19 protein-coding genes are annotated in these 19430 nt (G+C 74.8%); 6 read left to right on the forward strand and 13 right to left on the reverse strand.

Annotation, left to right across the window (positions count from 1 at the left end):
* Positions 1-36 precede the first annotated feature (36 nt).
* Together ACIQNG_RS18015 and ACIQNG_RS18020 are read left to right on the forward strand one after the other, a co-directional pair.
* Positions 37-810 (forward strand): MBL fold metallo-hydrolase, encoded by a 774-nt coding sequence (locus ACIQNG_RS18015; protein ID WP_401486003.1) that lies wholly within the window; start codon positions 37-39, stop codon positions 808-810.
* Positions 807-1424 (forward strand): DedA family protein, encoded by a 618-nt coding sequence (locus tag ACIQNG_RS18020; RefSeq protein WP_401424780.1) that lies wholly within the window; start codon positions 807-809, stop codon positions 1422-1424. Before ACIQNG_RS18015 ends, ACIQNG_RS18020 begins: the two co-directional genes overlap by 4 nt.
* Before the next feature lie 24 nt (positions 1425-1448).
* Here ACIQNG_RS18020 and ACIQNG_RS18025 read toward each other — a convergent pair whose 3' ends face one another.
* From ACIQNG_RS18025 to ACIQNG_RS18050, 6 genes are all read right to left on the reverse strand, one after another.
* Positions 1449-2645 (reverse strand): MBL fold metallo-hydrolase, encoded by a 1197-nt coding sequence (locus ACIQNG_RS18025; protein ID WP_401486006.1) that lies wholly within the window; start codon positions 2643-2645, stop codon positions 1449-1451.
* On the reverse strand, positions 2642-3889 hold the full coding sequence (locus tag ACIQNG_RS18030; RefSeq protein ID WP_401486009.1) for an aminotransferase class I/II-fold pyridoxal phosphate-dependent enzyme: 1248 nt from the start codon (positions 3887-3889) through the stop codon (positions 2642-2644). Before ACIQNG_RS18030 ends, ACIQNG_RS18025 begins: the two co-directional genes overlap by 4 nt.
* Positions 3890-3989: 100 nt before the next feature.
* Positions 3990-4334, reverse strand: a complete 345-nt coding sequence (locus ACIQNG_RS18035) for a hypothetical protein (protein WP_401486011.1) — start codon at positions 4332-4334, stop codon at positions 3990-3992.
* Between the two features lie 1482 nt (positions 4335-5816).
* Positions 5817-6044, reverse strand: a complete 228-nt coding sequence (locus ACIQNG_RS18040) for a DUF6158 family protein (RefSeq protein ID WP_401424787.1) — start codon at positions 6042-6044, stop codon at positions 5817-5819.
* An 83-nt stretch (positions 6045-6127) separates the two neighbouring features.
* Positions 6128-7747, reverse strand: coding sequence for an ABC-F family ATP-binding cassette domain-containing protein (locus tag ACIQNG_RS18045; protein ID WP_401486013.1), 1620 nt, complete (start codon positions 7745-7747; stop codon positions 6128-6130).
* Between the two features lie 130 nt (positions 7748-7877).
* Positions 7878-8531, reverse strand: a complete 654-nt coding sequence (locus ACIQNG_RS18050) for a histidine phosphatase family protein (protein ID WP_401486015.1) — start codon at positions 8529-8531, stop codon at positions 7878-7880.
* A gap of 132 nt (positions 8532-8663) precedes the next feature.
* Here ACIQNG_RS18050 and ACIQNG_RS18055 point away from each other — a divergent pair, with 132 nt between their 5' ends.
* The 3 genes from ACIQNG_RS18055 to ACIQNG_RS18065 all read left to right on the forward strand — a co-directional run bounded on the left by ACIQNG_RS18055 (position 8664) and on the right by ACIQNG_RS18065 (position 11490).
* Positions 8664-10169, forward strand: a complete 1506-nt coding sequence (locus tag ACIQNG_RS18055; RefSeq protein ID WP_401486018.1) for a bifunctional phosphatase PAP2/diacylglycerol kinase family protein — start codon at positions 8664-8666, stop codon at positions 10167-10169.
* A 285-nt stretch (positions 10170-10454) separates the two neighbouring features.
* A complete protein-coding gene (locus ACIQNG_RS18060; protein WP_401486020.1) occupies positions 10455-11276 on the forward strand; it encodes a class I SAM-dependent methyltransferase in 822 nt (273 codons plus the stop codon).
* Between the two features lie 43 nt (positions 11277-11319).
* Positions 11320-11490, forward strand: coding sequence for a hydrophobic protein (locus ACIQNG_RS18065; protein ID WP_401424794.1), 171 nt, complete (start codon positions 11320-11322; stop codon positions 11488-11490).
* Between the two features lie 99 nt (positions 11491-11589).
* On the opposite strand, the gene ACIQNG_RS18070 is transcribed toward ACIQNG_RS18065, so the two are convergent.
* Together ACIQNG_RS18070 and ACIQNG_RS18075 are read right to left on the reverse strand one after the other, a co-directional pair.
* Entirely contained in the window at positions 11590-12333 is a 744-nt protein-coding gene (locus ACIQNG_RS18070; protein WP_401486023.1) for a GvpL/GvpF family gas vesicle protein, read from the reverse strand.
* 88 nt (positions 12334-12421) lie between these two features.
* Entirely contained in the window at positions 12422-13327 is a 906-nt protein-coding gene (locus ACIQNG_RS18075) for an arginase family protein (RefSeq protein WP_401486025.1), read from the reverse strand.
* A gap of 105 nt (positions 13328-13432) precedes the next feature.
* Here ACIQNG_RS18075 and ACIQNG_RS18080 point away from each other — a divergent pair, with 105 nt between their 5' ends.
* Positions 13433-13630 (forward strand): DUF6204 family protein, encoded by a 198-nt coding sequence (locus tag ACIQNG_RS18080; RefSeq protein WP_401486027.1) that lies wholly within the window; start codon positions 13433-13435, stop codon positions 13628-13630.
* Here the strand turns inward: ACIQNG_RS18080 and ACIQNG_RS18085 are convergent.
* Genes ACIQNG_RS18085 through ACIQNG_RS18105 form a run of 5 tightly spaced genes read right to left on the reverse strand, consistent with a single transcriptional unit; the run spans position 13602 to position 19249 of the window.
* Positions 13602-14153 carry a GNAT family N-acetyltransferase gene (locus ACIQNG_RS18085; RefSeq protein WP_401486029.1) on the reverse strand — a complete coding sequence of 184 codons (552 nt, stop codon included), beginning with the start codon at positions 14151-14153 and terminating at the stop codon, positions 13602-13604. The genes ACIQNG_RS18080 and ACIQNG_RS18085 overlap by 29 nt on opposite strands.
* A 44-nt stretch (positions 14154-14197) precedes the next feature.
* A complete protein-coding gene (locus ACIQNG_RS18090; RefSeq protein WP_401486031.1) occupies positions 14198-15130 on the reverse strand; it encodes an LD-carboxypeptidase in 933 nt (310 codons plus the stop codon).
* Positions 15127-17091 carry a prolyl oligopeptidase family serine peptidase gene (locus tag ACIQNG_RS18095; protein WP_401486034.1) on the reverse strand — a complete coding sequence of 655 codons (1965 nt, stop codon included), beginning with the start codon at positions 17089-17091 and terminating at the stop codon, positions 15127-15129. The genes ACIQNG_RS18090 and ACIQNG_RS18095 overlap by 4 nt, the downstream gene beginning before the upstream one ends.
* A 27-nt stretch (positions 17092-17118) precedes the next feature.
* Entirely contained in the window at positions 17119-18423 is a 1305-nt protein-coding gene (locus tag ACIQNG_RS18100) for a M20/M25/M40 family metallo-hydrolase (protein WP_401486037.1), read from the reverse strand.
* Positions 18416-19249 (reverse strand): M55 family metallopeptidase, encoded by an 834-nt coding sequence (locus tag ACIQNG_RS18105; RefSeq protein ID WP_401424805.1) that lies wholly within the window; start codon positions 19247-19249, stop codon positions 18416-18418. Before ACIQNG_RS18105 ends, ACIQNG_RS18100 begins: the two co-directional genes overlap by 8 nt.
* Positions 19250-19430: the final 181 nt, after the last annotated feature.

The following is a 19430-nucleotide window of genomic DNA, read 5'->3' on the forward strand; positions in this document are numbered from 1 at the left end:
TAGGCTTCGGGGGAGTCGCGCGAAGGGGGCAAAGGGGTGCCGGTGGAGATCACCTGGTGGGGTCATGCCACCTGCACGGTCGTGGATTCGGACGTGCGCGTCCTGACCGACCCCCTGTTCGCGCGCCGGCTCGCGCATCTGCGCCGTCGCCGGGGTGCGGTGCCCCCGGAGTCCGCCCGGCGCGTGGAGGTCGCGCTGGTGTCGCATCTGCACGCCGACCACCTCCATGTGCCCTCGCTGGCGCTGCTCGCGCCGGACACCCGGGTGCTGGTCCCCCGGGGCGCCCCGCGGGCCGTGCCGGGGCTGCGGCGGCTGTCGCACCTGCGGCTGGTCGAGGTGGTGCCCGGTGACGAGACCCGGGTGGGCGACCTCGTCGTACGGGCCGTTCCCGCACGCCACGACGGGCGGCGGCTGCCGGTCGGACCGCATCGGGCCCCCGCGCTCGGCTACGTCGTGGAGGGCGAGGCGCGTACGTACTTCGCCGGTGACACCGGGCTGTTCGACACGATGGCCGAGGACGTCGGTCCGGTGGACGTGGCGCTGCTGCCGGTGGGCGGCTGGGGCCCGTATCTCGGTGAGGGGCATCTGGACGCCGGGCGCGCGGCCGAGGCACTCGCCCGGCTCGCGCCGCGCAGCGCGGTGCCGGTGCACTACGGCACGTACTGGCCGATCGGGATGGACGCCGTGCGCCCCCATGAGTTCCATGCGCCGGGCGACGAGTTCGTCCGGCTGGCGGCGGCGTACGCGCCCGGCGTGACGGTGCACCGGCTGGGTCACGGCGAACGGGTGCGCCCGGAGGTCGCGCGGTGAACTGGCTGGCGGCGGCCTCCACGACGGTGCCGCCGGACAGCACCCAGCAGGCGATCGGCTATCCGACGCTGTTCGTGCTGGTGCTGCTCGGGGCGCTGGTGCCGGTGGTGCCGACGGGCGCGCTGGTGAGTTCGGCCGCGGTGGTGGCCTTCCACCAGACGGCGCCGTTCTCGCTGGCGCTGGTCTTCGTCACCGCCTCGCTGGCCGCGTTCCTGGGGGACATCACGCTGTACTGGCTGGGGCGGCGCGGGATGAAGTCCCGCAACGGCTCCCGCTGGCTGGCGGCGATACGGGCGCGGGCGCCGGAGGAGCGGCTGTCCCAGGCGCAGGAGAAGCTCGCCGAGCACGGGGTGGCGGTGCTGGTGCTGTCGCGGCTGGTGCCGGCGGGGCGGCTGCCGGTGATGCTGGCCTGTCTGATGGCCGAGTGGCCGATGCGGCGGTTCGCCCGGGGCAACTTTCCGGCCTGTCTCGCGTGGGCGGTGACGTACCAGTTGATCGGGATTCTGGGGGGTTCGCTGTTCAGCGAGCCGTGGGAGGGGGTGGTGGCGGCGGTGGTGCTGACCGTGGTCATCAGTACGGCGCCCTCGCTGTGGCGCCGGGCCCGGGGGGCGTGACGTCCCGCCGCCGCGGCGACCGGGTCACTCCAGCACGCGTGATGCCCCGACCGGCAGGTCCCACAGGTGGGGCCGCTCCAGACCGGCCTTCTCCCAGGCGGCCCGGACCCGGGTCAGGGGCTCCAGGACCGGTTCCGCGGAGAGGATGAACGTCCCCCAGTGCATGGGGGCCATCCGGCGGGCGCCCACGTCCTGCGCCGCCCGCACGGCCTCCTCGGGGTCGCAGTGGACGTCGCTGAGCCACCAGCGGGGGTCGTAGGCGCCGATGGGGAGCAGGGCGAGGTCGATACCGGGGTAGCGGCGGCCGATCCGGTTGAACCAGTGGCCGTAGCCGGTGTCGCCCGCGAAGTAGACGCGCCGCCCGTCCGGGCCGGTGAGGACCCAGCCGCCCCACAGGGTGCGGCAGGTGTCGGTGAGGGAGCGCTTGGACCAGTGGTGGGCGGGGACGAAGTCGAAGCGGACCCCGCGCAGTTCGGCCGCCTCCCACCAGTCCAGTTCGGTGACGGTGGTGAAGCGGCGGCGGTGGAACCAGGGGGCGAGTCCGGCCGGGACGAACATCGGGGTGTCGCGCGGGAGGCGGCGCAGGGTGGGGTCGTCCAGGTGGTCGTAGTGGTTGTGGCTGATGACGACCGCGTCCACCCTCGGCAGCGCGTTCCAGGCGACGCCGGCCGGGGTGATGCGCGGCGGGGTGCCGAGGATGCGCCGGGACCAGACGGGGTCGGTGAGCACGGTGAGGCCGCCGACGCGCAGCACCCAGCTGGCGTGGCCGACCCAGGTGACGGCGAGGGTGCGGGTGTCGTCGGCGCGGGGCAGCGGGCCGGGGGCGAACGGCAGGGCGGGGATCTGGGCGAGCCCTTCGCGCCCGGGGCGTACGGCGCCTTCGCGGGCGAAGCGGGCCAGGGCCCGGATGCCGGGCAGCGGGGCGGTCAGCCGGTCGTGGAAGGCGCGCGGCCACACCCGCCGCTCGGCCAGCGGGCGGGGTTCGGCGAGCGGGGGGTACGGGACCGGGGACCGGGCCGAGGCCGGGGCGCGGTCATCGGTCCGCGGCCCGCCCCCGGAGCCCTGGCCGCCGCTCCCGGAACCCTGGCCGCCCCCGGGACCCTGGCCGCCGCTCCCGGGACCCTGGCCGCCGCTCCCGGAACCCTGGCCGCTCCCGGAATCCTGGCCGCCGCCGGTGGCGGGAGCAGGCCCGGACCGGGTCGACTCGGACTGCTGGGTCATCGGGAGGACTCCCCTCGCTGGGCGTCGTCGCGGAGTTCGCCGAAGACCGACCGCAGGGTGGTCAACGACTGTCGTACGTACGGCAGTTCCAACGGCGCGGACGCGGAGAGGCATTCCGCGCGCTCGGCGTCGGTGCCGCCGAGCAGGGACCCGGTGGCCAGCCGTACGCGCAGGGCGCCCAGGTCGTCGCCGAAGCGGTGGCCGCCGGGCGCGGGCAGGGCGAGACGTTCGGTGAGGAAGTCCTCCAGGTCCTGTGCGTCGCCGACGCCGCGCGCGGCGAGGGCGAGGCGCAGCGGCTCCAGGTCGACGTAGAGGTGGCGGCCCGCGCGCGGTGGGTGGGACAGCGCTCCGCCGGCCACCACGGCGTCGTGCGCGGCCCGCGCCAACAGCGTGTGCAGGCGTACGGCGGCGGCGACGCGCTCGGTGACCGGCTCGGGCTCGGTGAGCGCGTAGCCCGCGGCGCTGGCGACGGGGGCGGCCACGGTGGCGCCGAGCGCGGTGAGGACGTCGAGGACGCGCGCGTGGAGGTCGGCGCCGGCGGCTCCGGCCGGGAAGCGGGCGACGGCGGCGGGCCAGGCGGGTGGCAGCAGGGCGCCGGCGAGGTCGGTGACGACGGTGACCCGGTCGGGCAGCATCTCGGCCGGGCTGAGCGGCACGGTGTCGTGCGGTGGCTGCCGGGTGTCGCGCCAGGTCTCGTCGCTGACCAGGTGCAGCCCCTCTTCCGCGGCGGCCTCCACGACCCGGTGCAGCACCTCGGGCGGGGCGACGGTCGCGGTGGGGTCGTCGGCCACCGACAGCACCAGCAGCCGGGGGTCGCCGCCCTCGTCGCGGACCCGGCGCACGGTCTCCAGCAGCGCGTACGGGTCCGGCACGCCCCCGCACTCGGCCGGGGTGGCGACATGGAAGACGGGCCGCCCCAGCAGCCGGGCGTCCGGCGCCCACCAGGCGGCGCAGGGCCGGGGCACCAGGATGTCGCCGCCGAGCGCGGCGGTCAGCGCGAGGAGCAGGCTGCCCGCGCCGGGAGCGGCGGCGACCTGTTCGCGCGCGGTGTGCAGTCCGCGCCGCTCCCAGTAGCCGCGGGCGGCCTCCAGGAGGGCGGGGCCGCCGCCGACCGGCTCGCTCGCGGTCTGGCCCGCGGCTGCCGCGAGGACGGCGGCCAGTTCGGGGAGGAGCGGCAGTCCGTCGTCCGGCAGGTGCGGCCCGTAGCGGACGGGGCCGTGGCTCTCCGGGTCCGTCCGCCGCATACGTGCCTCCGTGCGGTGCCGTGTGTGTCGTGGGCCGGCCGCTGGTGCCGGTGGGGTGGTCCGGGTCTCTGCGCCTGTGCGTACCCAGCCGGTGGGCCGGTCAGCCCTCCAAGCGGGCGGTCCTGCGGCGCAGCCGGTACAGGGCCCCGCCGCAGGCGCCCGCGATCAGCAGCGCGCCGGCGGCGAGGGCGGGCACCGAGTCGGTGAAGGTGCCGCCGCTGCCCGCGTGCACGCCGTGGTCGGGCTTCGGCGGAGTGCAGGGGGTGCTGTCGTGGCCGCTGTGCGAGTCGCGCGGGGTCGGACAGGGCCGCGGCGGGGTGGGCCGGTGGGTGGCGGTGCCGCCGCCCTCCCGCTTGACGGTGAGGGTGGCACTCCACACCTTGCCCTTCCCGCCCCGCGCCCCGGGGCAGGTCCCGTCCACGCTCCAGGCGGAGTCCTTGCCCACCCCCACGGCCACCCCGACCGCCCCACCAACGCCTCCGGCAGACCCTTCAGCCCCACCCGAACCCTGGGCAAGCCCCCCGGCGCCCGTCAGAGACCCGACCGAACCGTCGACAAGCCCCCCGGCGCCGCTCAGCGACCCGGCCGGGTCGCGCCCGAGGCTCCCGGGGCCGTTCCGGGGCGATGTGAAAGCGGCCCGGGCCGGCACGGCGGCGCCCTCTTCGGCCCCTGCCGGGCCTGTCCGAGAGGGGGCGGCGTTCCCTCCCGGCCCTTGCGCACCCGTCCGATACGGCGCGGAGTCATCTCCACGCCCGCCGGAACCCGTCCCGGCCCCCGGCAGCGCACGTCCCGTCGTCCCCACCGGGCCGACCCGGGACCACGCGGACTCCCCCGCAAGCCCGGCCGACCCCGTCCGGGACCACGGAGAACCACCACCGCTCCCCTCCGATCCCGCCCGGGGCCACCCGGAGTCCCCTCCGAGCCCTTCCGTACCTGTCCGGGGCCACCCGGAGCCGCCCCCGGTCCCCTCCGAGCCCGTCCCGGGCCACCCGGAATTTCCTCCGCTCCCCTCCGATCCCGTCCGGGACCACCCGGAGTCTCCCCCGCTCCCCTCCGTATCCGCCCGGGGCCACGTGGAGTCCCCGCTGAGCCCCTCCGAGCCCGTTCGGGGCGGTCCGGGGTCCTCGGCCGGTCCCTCCGGGCGGATGTCCGACCAGGCCGAGCCCGGGTCGATGGGTTGCTTGTCCCGGTCGAGGCCGCCCGTACCGGGCTCCGACCAGCCGGGCTCCGACCAGCCCGGGTCGCGGCCGACGCCGTCCGGGACGCCTTCGAGGTCGGCGGCGGGGGCGATCCGCGCGGTGCCGCGGTAGACGGGCCGGGAGCGCCCGTCGTCGCCGCCGGACACCAGTCGCAGGGCGACCGTGCCCCGGTCGAAGGCGCGGGACGTGGCGTTCGTGGTGCGTGGCGCGGTCGTGCCGACGGCGTCGCACACGACGGAGATCGTGACGGAGCCGCCCGGTTTCACCCGCGCCGGACTGACCTCGGCGGCCGGTTCCGCGAGGGCCCCCGGCGCGGCTGCGAACAGGGCGGCGCCGCTGAGGGCGGACACGGACAGCAGACGGCGGCTGCGGCGCATGGGCGAACTCCTCGGACCGACGACGTCAGCGGCGGGACACGTACTCGCGCCCCCACCCGCCATCAGATCCCGCCCCCGCCGCCACCGCGCGCGGCCCGCACCCATTGGCGCGACACGGGAGCCCACCCGGGTGAATCCGGGTTTGGGATACGGACGAGGCCGCGCGTCGCGCCTCTCAGGGGCGCGGGGAACTGCGCGAGAAGCGACCACGACCCGCGCGGCCCCACCCACCACGAGCGACCCCACCACGAGCGACCCCACCACGAGCGACCCCACCACGAGCCACCACCACCCGCGCGGCCCACCCACCACGAGCCGGCACGACCCGTGCGACCCCACCGCGAGCCAGCACTACGAGACAGCCCGGTCCCGTGCCCCGTCCCGGGTCCGACCCGCCGAGACGGACCGCCGGGGGTTGCGCCGCAGGTACTCCCCCTCCAGCTGGGCCATCCGCTCGTTGTGCGCCCGCAGCGCGTCGTTCGACCCGTACAGCAGGGTGTCGTGACGGGTGCGATGGATGGTCTCCAGCTCCTTCATGAGCTGCTGGTCGTCCAGCCGACCCGGGTCTACTCCGCTCATCGTGGTGCCCCGATCGTCGTGTCCGTCCGTGGTGCCTCCACTGTACGAACATTCCCCCGGGGCCGCCGCCGGGAAGGGCCGTCCTACCTGGCCCGTTGCACCCGCCGCTCGTCCCACACCGGCCCCGCGGTCTCCCGCACCCGGCCGTCGGTGCCGAACACCAGGAACCGGTCGAAGGACCGTGCGAACCAGCGGTCGTGCGTCACGGCGAGCACCGTGCCGTCGAACGCCTCCAGGCCCTCCTGGAGCGCCTCGGCGGACTCCAGGTCGAGGTTGTCGGTCGGCTCGTCCAGCAGCAGCGCGGTGACGCCCTGCAACTCCAGCAGCAGGATCTGGAACCGGGCCTGCTGGCCGCCGGAGAGCCGGTCGAAGCTCTGCTCGGCCTGCTGGGTCAGCTCGTAGCGGCGCAGCCGGGACATGGCGGCGCCCCGGTCCTGCGCGTGCTCCTTCCACAGGATGTCGAGCAGGGTGCGCCCCTCCAGTTCGGGGTGGGCGTGGGTCTGCGCGAAGTGCCCGGGCAGCACGCGCGCGCCGAGTTTCCACCGCCCGGTGTGGGCCACCTCCTCCCCGGCGAGCAGCCGCAGGAAGTGGGACTTGCCGGAGCCGTTGGAGCCGAGGACGGCGACCCGTTCGCCGTAGAAGACCTCCAGGTCGAACGGTTTCATCAGGCCGGTCAGCTCCAGGCCCTCGCAGGTGACCGCGCGGACCCCGGTCCGGCCGCCCTTGAGCCGCATCCGGATGTCCTGCTCGCGCGGCGGCTCCGGCGGCGGCCCGGCCTCCTCGAACTTGCGCAGCCGGGTCTGCGCGGCCCGGTAGCGGGAGGCCATGGCATCGCTGTTGGTGGCGGCCTGGCGCAGGCTCAGGACGAGCTTCTTGAGCTGGGCGTGCTTCTCGTCCCACCGCAGGCGCAGTTCCTCGAAGCGGGCGAAGCGCTCACGGCGGGCCTCGTGGAAGGTGGCGAAGCCGCCGCCGTGCACCCAGGCGTCCGCGCCGGCCGGTCCGGGCTCCACGGAGACGATCTTGTCGGCGGCGCGGGCGAGGAGTTCCCGGTCGTGGGAGACGAACAGGACCGTCTTGGCGGTCTCCTTGAGCCGCTCCTCCAGCCAGCGTTTGCCGGGCACGTCGAGGTAGTTGTCGGGCTCGTCCAGGAGGAGCACCTCGTCGGTGCCGCGCAGCAGCGCCTCCAGCACCAGCCGCTTCTGCTCACCGCCGGAGAGCGTGCGCACCTGCCGCCACTGGGCCTTCTCGTACGGCACTCCGAGCGCGGCCGTGGTGCACATGTCCCACAGGGTCTCCGCCTCGTACCCGCGTGCCTCGGCCCAGTCGGAGAGGGCCTGCGCGTACTTCAGCTGGGCGGCCTCGTCGTCCACGGTCATGAGGGCGTGCTCGGCGGTGTCGACGGCCCGGGCGGCGGCCCGGATCCGCGGCGGCGCCACCGACACCAGCAGGTCGCGTACGGTCGTCTCGTCCCGTACGGAGCCCACGAACTGGCGCATCACGCCGAGCCCGCCGCTCACGGTGACGGTGCCGCCGTGGGGTTTCAGCTCGCCGGAGATCAGCCGCAGCAGGGTGGTCTTGCCGGCGCCGTTGGGGCCGACGAGGGCGACCGCGGCGCCCTCGCCCACTCTGAACGAGACATCGCCCAGCAGCGCCCTCCCGTCGGGGAGGTAGTACTCAAGGTGCGCGGCTTCCAGATGTCCCATGGAAACGCATTCTGAGTCGCCGGAGTGGCCATCGGCAAACCGTTATCCACCCCCGCCACCGCTGGTGTCCACCCCCGCCACCACCGGTGTCCGACCCCGACGCCACCCGTCTCGGCCCTCCGCCGGGCCCCTACCGCTCCCCGACCGCCCGGCCCGTGGGTCCGCCCTCCCCGGACGGGCCCGGCGCGGCACCCTCCCAGGCCAGTGCCTTGAAGCCGTCGGCCGGGGTGCCCTCCAGGATCACGACGCCGGTGTTCTGGAGTCCGTGGGTGAGGGCGAAGGCCGGGTCCAGGTTGTGGGCGCGGACGACCGTCCACAGCCGGATCGCGGCGCCGTGGCTGACCATCGCGACGGCCCCGGCGCCCGCGGCGGCGGCCTCGGCGACCACGGCGTCGTAGCGGGCGAGGGCCTCGTCGCCGGTCTCCCCGCCGGGCATCCGCAGCCCCGTGTCACCGTTCATCCACGCGAACACGGTCCGCATGTAGCGCTCGCCGTCCGGGGAGTCACCGGGCAGCAGTTCCAGGTCGCCCGCGGCCAGCTCCCGGATCCCGTCCCGGACCTGGACGTCCAGACCGCGCGCGGCGGCCAGCGGGGCGGCGGTGTGCTGGGTGCGGGTGAGGGTGGAGGCGTACAGGGCCTCGACGGGTTCCGCCGCGAGCGCCCCGGGCAGGGCCGCCGCCTGCCGCCGTCCGAGGTCGGTCAGCTCCGCGCCGGGCACGGCCGTGTCGAGCAACTGCTCGACGTTCGCGGTGGTCTGGCCGTGCCGGACGAGGATCAGACGCATGGGCGGCATTCCTTCTGTGACCTTCCCTCGGGCTGTGACGTCACCTCGGAATCGGGTCAACACCGTGTGACACCAGCCACTGGTGGCATGAAGAGTGACGCGAAACGGCCACTTCAGGGTAACCGTGACCTCATGAACCCTGATGTCGATCTCACCGCACTCCGTCCGGGGAGCCACGCGCTGCGCCACCGGCTGCTCGCGCTGGACTCCCGGCTCTTCGAGTTCGCCGCCGAGCGGAACTGGCCGTACGCCGAGCGGGTGCTGCCCCGGCTGAGCCGGCTGGCGAACCACGGTGTGCTGTGGGGAGCCACGGCCGCCGTGATAGCGGTGAGCCGTACGCCGCGGGGCCGCAGGGCCGCCGCGCGCGGTATGGCCTCGCTGGCGCTGGCCTCCGCCACGATCAACACGCTCGGCAAGCGCAGTGTGCGCCGCCCGCGCCCGTCGCTGGGCCCGGTCCCGGCGGTCCGGCGGCTCAAGCGGCAGCCGCTGACCACGTCGTTCCCGTCCGGTCACGCGGCGTCCGCGGCGGCGTTCTGCGCCGGGGCGGCCATCGAGTCCCCGGGGTGGGGGGCGGCGGTGGCGCCGCTGGCGTTCTCGGTGGCGATGTCCCGGGTGTACACGGGCGTGCACTTCCCGAGCGACGTCCTGACCGGCGCGGCCCTGGGCGTGGGCGCCGCCATGGCCGTACGGGCCCTGGTGCCGCCGCACGGTCATGCCGTGCCGTCGGCCCATCCGCGCGCGGCGGCGCCGGACCTGCCCGAAGGGGAGGGGCTGACGATGGTGGTGAACCGCGGCTCGGGCTCGGCGGACCGGGCGCGTCTGCTGGGCGACGTCCTGCCGCGGGCGCGGATCGTGGAGTGCGCGCCGGAGGAGGTGGCGGCCGAGCTGGAGAAGGCGGCGGTCGGGGCACGGGTGCTGGGGGTGTGCGGCGGTGACGGCACGGTGAACACCGCCGCGGGGGTGGCGCTGCGGCGCGGGCTGCCGCTCGCCGTACTGCCCGGTGGCACCCTCAACCACTTCGCGCTGGACCTGGGCGTGGAGGACGCCCGCGCGCTGGGGCGGGCGGTCGCGGGCGGCGAGGCGGTACGGGTGGACGTCGGCCGGTTCACCGGCGGCGGGACGGACGGGATCTTCCTCAACACCTGCAGCCTGGGGGTCTACCCGGAGCTGGTGCGGGAGCGGGACCGCTGGTCGCCGCGGATCGGCGGCTGGCCCGCCGGGGTGATCGCGGCGGTACGGGTGCTGCGGGCGGACGGGCATCCGCTGCTGGCGGGGTACGGCGGCCGGGTGCGGCCGATGTGGCTGCTGTTCGCGGGGAACGGCACGTACCACCGGCTGGGTCTGGTGCCGGGCCGCCGGAAGGATCTGTCCGACGGGCGGCTGGACGTACGGGTGGTGCACGGCGGGAGGCGTCCCGCGCTGCGGCTGCTGGCCGCCGCGATCGCCGGTCCCCTCACCCGCTCCCCTGCGCACGCCGCCGTCCAGGTCGGCAGGCTCCGGCTCACCGATGTGCCGAGCGGCACGCTGCTCGCCTACGACGGTGAGGTCACCGAGGTCGAGGGCGAGGTGACGCTGGAGAAGCAGCGCGGGGCGCTGGTGGTGTACCGGCCGCACGATCCCCCGCCCCTGGTCGGCTGACACCCGCCCGCGCCCCTGCCGCACCACCCCCTGCCGCACCCCTGCCGCGACCCGACCCGACCCGACTCCGGCCCGACCCGACTCCGACCCGACCGACCCGGCCCAGCCCGCCATCAGACGTACGGCGGCACCCGCGCCCGACCCACCGCCCGTCCACATGTCGAAACGGGGGGTCTCACTATGCGACATGCGGCGTAGCGTTCGGCGGCAGCGCAGGCGCCGCGGGTGCCGCAGGCGGTCATGGGGGCCGGGAGCGGTGCGGTGATGAGGGGAAGGGGCACAGCCATGCCGGAGGCCCGGGAGACGGCCGTCTACACCCATGGGCACCACGAGTCGGTGCTGCGGTCGCACACCTGGCGGACCGCCGCCAACTCGGCGGCCTATCTGCTCGGTTCGCTGGAGCCGCACATGAGGGTCCTGGACATCGGCTGCGGCCCCGGAACCATCACGGCCGACCTCGCCGCGCTGGTCCCCGACGGCCGGGTGACCGGGCTCGACAACGCGCCCGGCATCCTGGACCGGGCGCGGGCCACGGCCGCCGAACGGGGGCTGACGAACACCGACTTCGCGGTCGGTGACGTCCATGCCCTGGACCACCCCGACGGCACCTTCGACGTGGTCCACGCCCACCAGGTGCTCCAGCATGTGGGCGACCCGGTGCGGGCCCTGCGGGAGATGGCCCGGGTCACCAGGCCGGGCGGGATCGTCGCCGTACGGGACTCGGACTACGCGGCGATGACCTGGTATCCCGCCGTTCCCGGTCTGGACGACTGGCTGGACCTGTACCGCCGGGTGGCCCGCGCCAACGGCGGGGAGCCGGACGCCGGGCGGCGGCTGAAGTCCTGGGCGCTCGCGGCCGGGCTGAGCGACCTCACGGCCACCTCCGCCACCTGGACCTTCGCCACGCCCGAGGAACGCGCCTGGTGGAGCGGGCTGTGGGCGGACCGCACGATGGCCTCTTCGTACGCGGAGCGCGCGACCGGCGGCGGCCATGCGACCGAGGCCGACCTGCGGGCGGTGGCGGGGGCGTGGCGTGCCTGGGGCGCGCGGGAGGACGGCTGGTTCAGCGTCCTGCACGGGGAGATTCTGTGCCGGAAGGGTGCGTGAAAATCGCGATCGCGGTTACCCGACGTCCAGGAGGTTGTCACTTATGGTTCCCATCCTGCTCGTCCTGCTTCTCGCGTTGCTCCTGTTCGGTGTGGGGTTCGCCGCCAAGATCCTGTGGTGGCTCGCCTTGGCGGTGCTCGTCATCTGGCTGATGGGCTTCCTGGTCCGCGGCACGACGGCGGCCGGAGGCCGACACCGGTGGTACCGCTGGTAGCCCGGGCATCGCGGACAGCCGACAGCTGACGTGCCGCCGGCGGCCCCATGGTCGCCGGCGGCACGCGGAACACCCGGAAGAGCCGGGGGTCCGGAGGGCTCAGCCGTCCTCGGCGGCGAAGGAATAGGCCGCCGAGGGACCGCTGAGTTCCACCAGGATCCCCGGCTCCTCGCTTCTCACCCGGTCCACGATCTCCACGAACTCCTCGGCGTGCGCGCGGGGCACCAGATAAGCCGCGTTGAGCACATTGCGGCTGCCGGTGCCGCCGGGTTCGCGGGGGCGCAGCGGGTAGGCGTGGGAGGCGTCGGCCCGTTCAGCGAGCGCCTTGTGGAGCCGCGCGGAGATCTCCCCGGCCTCGGCCGCGCCAGCCCCCGCCCCGGCCCCCGCCTCTTCCGCCGCCGCTTCCCCCGCCCCGGCCCCCGCCTCTTCCGCCGTCCCTTCCGCGGCCTCTTGCCGGAAGACCCGCACGCCCCACTCCACGCGGCCCTCCAGCCGGTCGAGGGAGCGCCGCAACTCGTCCTCGCGCAGTTCCATCATCAGCCGCACCGCGCTGTCGTCCCGGAACACGGTGGCGGGCCGCAGCGGCAGCGGGGTGGTGACGGTGGTGAGCGCGTCGACCACGCCCTGGTGCAGCCGGGCCACCCCCGCGAGCCATTCGGTGTCCGTCTCCGCGGCCCGGAGCCGGTCCTCCGAGAACTCGGCCTCCGGCACATGGCCGACCACCGCCACCAGGTCGTGGTGGCGCAGCAGCCGGGGCGGGGCGCCCGCGACGCCGGTCAGCTGGGACTGAAGGGCCGCGCCGAAGGGTCGGCAGACGGCGTACACATAGCGCACAGTGGTCATTGGGCCTCCTGGTGGGGGCCTACCCGGTTCCGCCCGGCCGCATCCGGAAGTCGTACTTCCGCGTAACCCGGCGCTCGCTGCGCACGCGTCAGCCGGTTCCCTCCCCGAAGGCGTTCACCACGATGTCCGTCAGGAGCGCGCCCGCCGTGCCGTCCGGGTCCAGGTCGGGGTCGTAGATGGTGACATTGAGTCCGACGCAGGCGGGGGAGGCGAGCAGGGGGCGCAGGAGGGCGACGAGTTCCTCGGGGAGCAGGCCGTCGGGGTCGGGGCTGTCGACGGCCGGCATCACGGCCGGGTCGAGGACGTCGGCGTCCAGGTGGAGCCAGAAGCCGTCCAGCTCGGGGATCTCGAAGGTCTGCGCGGTGGCGCGGGCGAGCGCGTCGGCGCCCCATTCGCGCAGGTCACCGACGGTGACCACGGGCATCTTCAGGGCGGTCAGCTCGGCGCGGTCGTCCTCGAACGCGTCCCGCATCCCGAAGAACCGCACATCCTCGTCGCGCAGATACGGCCCGAGCCCCTCCAGATCGGTGAGGTCCGCCTGGCCGCGCCCGGTCGCGAGGGCGACCTCCTCGCCGCCGGCCGCGCCGACCGGGTCGGAGCCGCCCGGGTGGCGGAAGTCGGCGGAGGCGTCCACGGCGACCAGCCCGTAGCGGCCCAGGCGGCGCAGGGCGAGCGAGGCCCCGAGCTGGATGGAGCAGTCACCGCCAAGCACCAGGGGGAAGTTCCCGGCCCGCAGATGGTGCTCGATCCGGTCGGCGAGCCTCGGGGTGTACGCGGCGAGCGCGGCGGCGTTGAACACCCCGTCGCCCTCCCGCCAGTCCCCCCGGTCGTAGCGGGGCGGCACCACCACACCGCCCTCCAGGGCGCTCAGCCGTTGCACGATCCGCTGTTCGCGCAGGGCACCGGCGAGCTTGTAGCAGCCGGGCACGGTGCCGGGGGCGGGCGGGCGCAGGCCCAGGTTGGAGGGGGCGTCGATGACCACGATATTCCGCATGCGCACCATCCTCGGCGACATACAGTCGGCGGATCAACGGATAGGCCGAGCGGCCCGGAGAGCGGGGCGGGGCGGGTCCGGCCGGGCGGGAACGGGACGCGGCACATGACGACGGAGCGGCACACCTACCGGGTGATCGTCCGGGGCACCTGGGACGGCCTGACCGAGCAGGCGCGCGCCCGGCGGGTGGACCGCGCGGAGGGCGCGCTGCGCGCTCTCGGTCTCGGCTTCACCGGGCTGCGCTCGACCGTGACGGACCTGGACACCATGAACATCAACCGGAAGGGCGCATCTCGACGGTGAGCGCCCAGCGTTCGTGATCGCGCCACGCCCCGTCGATGAAGAGCATCCGCGGCGAGTAGCCCTCGCGGCGGAAGCCGCAGCCGCGGGCCAGCGCGATGGACGGGGTGTTGTCCGGCTGCACGTTGATCTCCAGCCGGTGCAGCCGCATCGGTCCGAAGGCGTGGTCGACCACGAGGCCGAGGCCCTCGCGCATCAGACCGCGTCCGGCCGCGTGGGCGAACGCCCCGTAGCCGAGGGCGCCGCACTGGAAGGCGCCCTCCACGATGTTGTTGACGGTCACGAACCCGGCGATGCCGCCGCCGTCGCGCTCGCACACCAGGAACCCGGCCTTGGTCGGGTCGCGGATCAGCAGTCCCGCGTAGGCGGCGTACCCGGCGGCGGTGTCCGGCGGGAAGAGCCAGGGCCGGTGCAGTTCCCTGCTCTCCCGGGCCCGCGCGGTGAACTCGGCGCCGTCGTCGAGGGTGAAGGGGCGCAGGCCCACGCGGGGCCCCTCGGCGAGCAGGCTGGACGGGTCGTACGGCATCCGTCCAGCCTACGTCCGTGCGGCGCGCGGGCCTGTGCCGGTCCTCAGCGCAGCGCGGGCCGCTCCAGGGTGAGTGTCCCGGCGTCGGCGTCCAGTTCGGCGGCGACTCCGAAGGGGATCGTCAGCGCCCCGTCCCCGTGCCCGAAGCCGAACTCCTCCACGACCGGCACCCCGAGGCCGCCGAGCCGGTCGGCGAGCAGGGCGCGGACCCCGTCGTAGGGGCCGCACTCCGCCCAGGAGCCGAGCAGCACCCCCCGCACCCCCTCCAGCCACCCGGCGCGCAGCAACTGGGTGAGATAGCGGTCCAGGCGGTACGTCTCCTCCCCCACGTCCTCCAGGCAGAGCAGCCCTCCGGCGGCGGACGGCCGGGCGTGCGGGGTGCCCAGGTCGGTGGCGAGGAGGGCGAGGCAGCCGCCGAGCAGCACCCCGCGGGCCCGGCCGGGCACCAGCGCGCCGCCCCCGGCGGAGGCGATCGTGGTGACCGTCTCCGGTGCGAACAGGGTGGCCCGCAGATGCTCCTGCGCCCGCGCGTTCTTGAGGAAGTCCTGGCCCGCCGCCATGGGGCCGTGCAGGGTGACCAGGCCGAGCCGGGTGGCGAACGCCTCGTGCAGCGCGGTGATGTCGCTGAAGCCGACGAAGACCTTCGGCCCGGCGGCCCGCAGGGCGTCCCAGTCGAGCAGGTCGACCATGCGCTGGACGCCGTAGCCGCCCCGCGCGCACAGCACGGCGGCCACGTCCGGGTCGCACCAGGCCCGCTGGAGGTCGGCGGCGCGGTCCGCGTCCGTACCGGCGAGATAGTCGAACTCGGGGTGCCGGTCCAGCACATGGGGTGCCACGACCGGGTCGAGGTCCCAGCCGCGCAGCAGGTCGAGACCGGACTGGAGCCGTTCCTCGGGGACCGGCCCGCTGGGGGCGACGACGGCGACCCGCGCGTCGGGCGCGAGCCGGTCGGGGCGGCGCAGTTCCGTACGGGTCACTCGGTCAGCTCCAGTGGGGTCAGGTCCGGCGGGTTCAGCCCGAACACCTGGGCGTAGAGGGAGAGTTCCGCCTCCAGGGCACGGATCATGGTGTCGGCGCGGCGGAAGCCGTGTCCCTCGCCCTCGAAGGCGAGGTAGGCGTGCGGCACCCCGCGCCCGGCCATGCGGGCGAGGAACCGTTCGCACTGCGCGGGCGGGCAGATCACGTCGTCCAGGCCCTGGAGCAGCAGGAAGGGCGCGGTGATCCGTTCGGCGTGCGCGGCGGGCGAGCGCTCGGCGTAGCGGCCGGGCACCTCGGCGAAGGGGCCGACCAGGCTCTCCAGGTACTGCGACTCGAAGTCGTGGGTGCCGTCCGTGCTCCAGTCGGTGAGGTCGAGCACCGGGTAGATGATGGTGCCGCAGGCGTAGACGTCGGTGGTGGCGAGGGAGGCGGCGGTGGTCCAGCCGCCCGCGCTGCCGCCGCGCACGGCGAGCCGCGCCCGGTCGGCGGTGCCCTCGTCGGCGAGGGCGAGTGCGACGGCCGCGCAGTCCTCGACGTCCACGACACCCCATTGTTCGCGCAGCCGGTCGCGGTACTCCCGTCCGTAGCCGGTGGAGCCGCCGTAGTTGACCTCGGCGACACCGATGCCGCGTGAGGTGAAGTAGGCGATCTCCAGGTCCAGGACGAGCGGGCTGCGGCCGGTCGGCCCGCCGTGCGCCCAGATGATGTAGGGCGGGAGTTCCCCGGCGGGCGCGGTGTGGGCGGGGTGGTGCGGCGGGTGGAGGTGGGCGTGGATGTCGCGTCCGCCGGGGCCGGTGAAGACCCGTTCCTCGGGGCGCGGATGGTACGCCGGGTCGATCGCGTCCCGGTGCGGGGCGCCGATCACCCGGGCGTGGCCGGTCCGAGCGTCCAGTTCGACCACCTCGTACGCGCTGTGCGCACTGGCGCCGACCGCCACGACCCGCTCGCCGTGCGCGGCGATCGTGGGCGCGAACTCGGTCCAGGGTCCGGCGGCGTCGGCGACCTCGCCGGTGGTGGGGTCGAGGACGCCGAGCGCGGTGGCGCCGCGGCCGTGGACGACGGCGATCAGCCCGCTGTCCAGCGGCGCGAACCAGCGCAGCCCGACCTTCCACAGGGGGCCGCCGAACTCCTCCTCGCGCGGGCACAGCGGGATGCCGTCGCGGTACAGGTTCCACCAGCCGTCACGGTCGCCGGTGTACAGCAGCGCTCCGTCGGCGGCGAACTCGGCCTGCGCGATCGACTCGTCCGGACCGCCCGCGACCACCCGCGCCCCGGTGAGGGTGCCGTCGTCCCCGACGTCGGCGAGCAGCAGGTCGGTGCCGTCCCACGGCATCCGGGGGTGGTCCCAGCCGAGCCACACCGCGCGCCGCCCGTCGGGCGAGAGCCGGGGCCCGGTGACGAACCGGTGCCGCTCGGGCGCCAGTTCCCGGACGGCCGTACGGTCCTCGGCGGCCGAGCCGTCCAGGGGTACGGCGGCCAGGACCCGTCGGACGTCGGCGGGGCCCTCGCCGGTGAACTCCTCCAGCACGCACCAGACCTCGCCGCGTTCCACGAGGACCGTCGGGTCGGCCCAGCGCAGTCCGCCGCCCACCGCCGAGAGCGGGGTTAGCGGCCGGGGTTCGGCGCCGGGTTCGTAGCGGTAGAGCCGCTGGTCGGCGAAGTGGGTGAACACCACGAGCGGGGTGCCGTCGGTCACGGCGCCGGCCCAGGGCTGTCCGCCGTACTCGATGACCCGGCTGCGGACGTTCCAGGGCGCGGGCAGCACGGATTCCTCGGTGCCGTCGGCGTGCCGCCGGACCAGGGTGCGCCGGCCGCCCTCGGTGGGCCGGGGCTCGGTCCACCATGCCTCGTCGCCGACGAAGCCGACGTACTCGGGGTGCCCGTCGTGCGCGGCGGCGAGCGCCGCGTCGACCGGGGAGGGCCAGGAGCCGTAGGGAAGGGGGGTGCTGGGGGTGCTCATGTCGTCGTACGCTTCCTCTCCCCTGGTCTACGCGGTCCGCAGGAACCGGTCGAGCACCTGGACGCCGAAGTGCAGCGCCTCGACGGGCACCCGCTCGTCCACACCGTGGAAGAGGGCCTGGTAGTCGAAGCCCTCGGGCAGCTTCAGCGGGGCGAAGCCGTAGCCGGTGATGCCGAGCCGGGAGAACTGCTTGGCGTCGGTGCCGCCGGACATGCAGTACGGCACCACGTGCCCCTCGGGCGCGAACTCCTCCACGGCCGCCCGCATCCGGGCGAACGTGGGTGCGTCCACCGGCGCCTGGAGCGCGACCTCGTGATGGCTGAACTCCCAGTCCACGTCGGGGCCGGTCAGCGCGTCGAGGGTGGTGCGGAACTCGTCCTCGCCGCCCGGCACATAGCGCCCGTCCACGTAGGCGACGGCCTCGCCCGGGATGACGTTCAGCTTGTAGCCGGCCTCCAGCATGGTCGGGTTGGCGCTGTTGCGGACGGTGGCCTCGACCAGCTTGGCGGCCGGGCCGAGCTTGGTGAGCAACGCGTCGATGTCGGTGAGGTCGGGTTCGACGCCGTAGAGCGCGGCGAGTTCGGTGAGCGCGGCGGCCACGGTCGGGGTGAGCCGCAGCGGCCATTCGTGGGTGCCGATCCGCGCGATCGCGGCCGACAGCCGGGTCACCGCGTTCTCCCGGTTGACCTTGGAGCCGTGCCCGGCCCGCCCCCGCGCGGTCAGCTTCAGCCAGCCCGTGCCGCGCTCCCCCGCGGCGATGGGATAGATCTGCCGTCCCGAGCCGTCGTGGAAGGTGAACGCGCCCGACTCGCTGACGCCCTCGGTGCAGCCCTCGAACAGGGCGGCGTGCCGGTCGGCCAGGAAACCGGCGCCGTCCTCGGCGCTGGCCTCCTCGTCGGCGGTGAACGCGATCACCACGTCCCGGCGGGGGCGGACGCCCTCACGCGCCCAGGAGCGGACGGCGGCGAGGATCATCGCGTCCATGTTCTTCATGTCGACGGCGCCCCGGCCCCACACGACGCCGTCCCGGATCTCCCCGGAGAAGGGGTGCACACTCCAGTCGGCGGCCTCGGCGGGCACGACGTCCAGATGACCGTGGACGAGCAGGGCGTCGGCGGACGGGTCGGTGCCCTCGAAGCGGGCGACGACGTTGGTGCGGCCCGGGGTGCGCTCCAGCAGCACCGGTTCGAGACCGGCCTCGGCGAGCCGCTCGGCCGCGTACTCGGCGGCGGGCCGCTCCTGGCAGTCGCCGCCGCCCCGGTTGGTGGTGTCGATGCGGATGAGGTCCGAGGTGAACCGGACGACCTCGTCCAGTGCCTGCCGGTCAGCCATACTGCTCCTCCACTGCGGCCGAGACGAGGGTGGTCACGGCCTTGAACGTACGGATCGCCGCGTACATCGTCTCCTCGGTGTACGCCACCTTCCGCTCCCCGGTCTGGGCGACACCGGGGACGACGGTCGCGGCCAGCGCCAGATGCTCGGCGTCGAACTCCAGGGCCATGGTGTGCGGTCCGGCGCTCACCGGCTCGTACCGCACGGCCAGCGCGGCGGCCTGCTGGGCGGCGGCGCGGATGTCGGCGGCGGTCCGGGCGGGGGTGCGGCACACGGCCGCGTACCGCGACACATAGTCCTTCACGGCGACCTTGGGCGCCTCGGGCGCGTACCCGAGCGCGTCCTCGCAGGCCACGTCGTCGCCGGTCACCAGGATCACCGGCACACCGTACTCGGCGACCACATGCGCGTTGAGCAGGCCCTCGCTGGCGCGTACGTCGTTCAGCCACACGCCGGTGATGGAGTTGGCGAGGTAGGTGTGGGCGAGGACGCCCCGGTCGCCCGCGGCGGCGTGGTAGCCGAGGAAGGCGATGCCGTCCACATCGTCGTGCTGCACGCCCTCGACCATGGACAGCGCCTTGTGGCGGCCGGTGAGCATTTCGGCCCGCTCGTCCAGCCGCTCCAGGAGCAGATTGCGCATGGTCCAGTGCGCCTCGTTGATCAGCACCTCGTCGGCACCGCCGTCGAAGAAGCCGAGCACGGCGGCGTTGACGTCGGAGGTGAACATCGACCGGCACCGCTCCCACTGCGGCGTCCCGGGCAGCACGTCGGCCGGCCAGGTGACGCCGGTGGCGCCCTCCATGTCGGCACTGATGAGGATCTTCATGACGCGTCACGTTACGCGGTGCTTCGCGACCGGACCAGCAGGGGGTGACCGAAGATTTTCCGTCGGGACGGCTGATCGACACGAGATTCGCCGGTGGCGGCCGACAGAACGCCGATCTTGTCGACGTGAGGCGCGGTACGTCGGTCGCTCCCTCCGGATCGGGCGGTCGCGGCTCGGACCT

This window comes from Streptomyces sp. NPDC091377 (assembly GCF_044757045.1).
Taxonomy (GTDB): domain Bacteria; phylum Actinomycetota; class Actinomycetes; order Streptomycetales; family Streptomycetaceae; genus Streptomyces.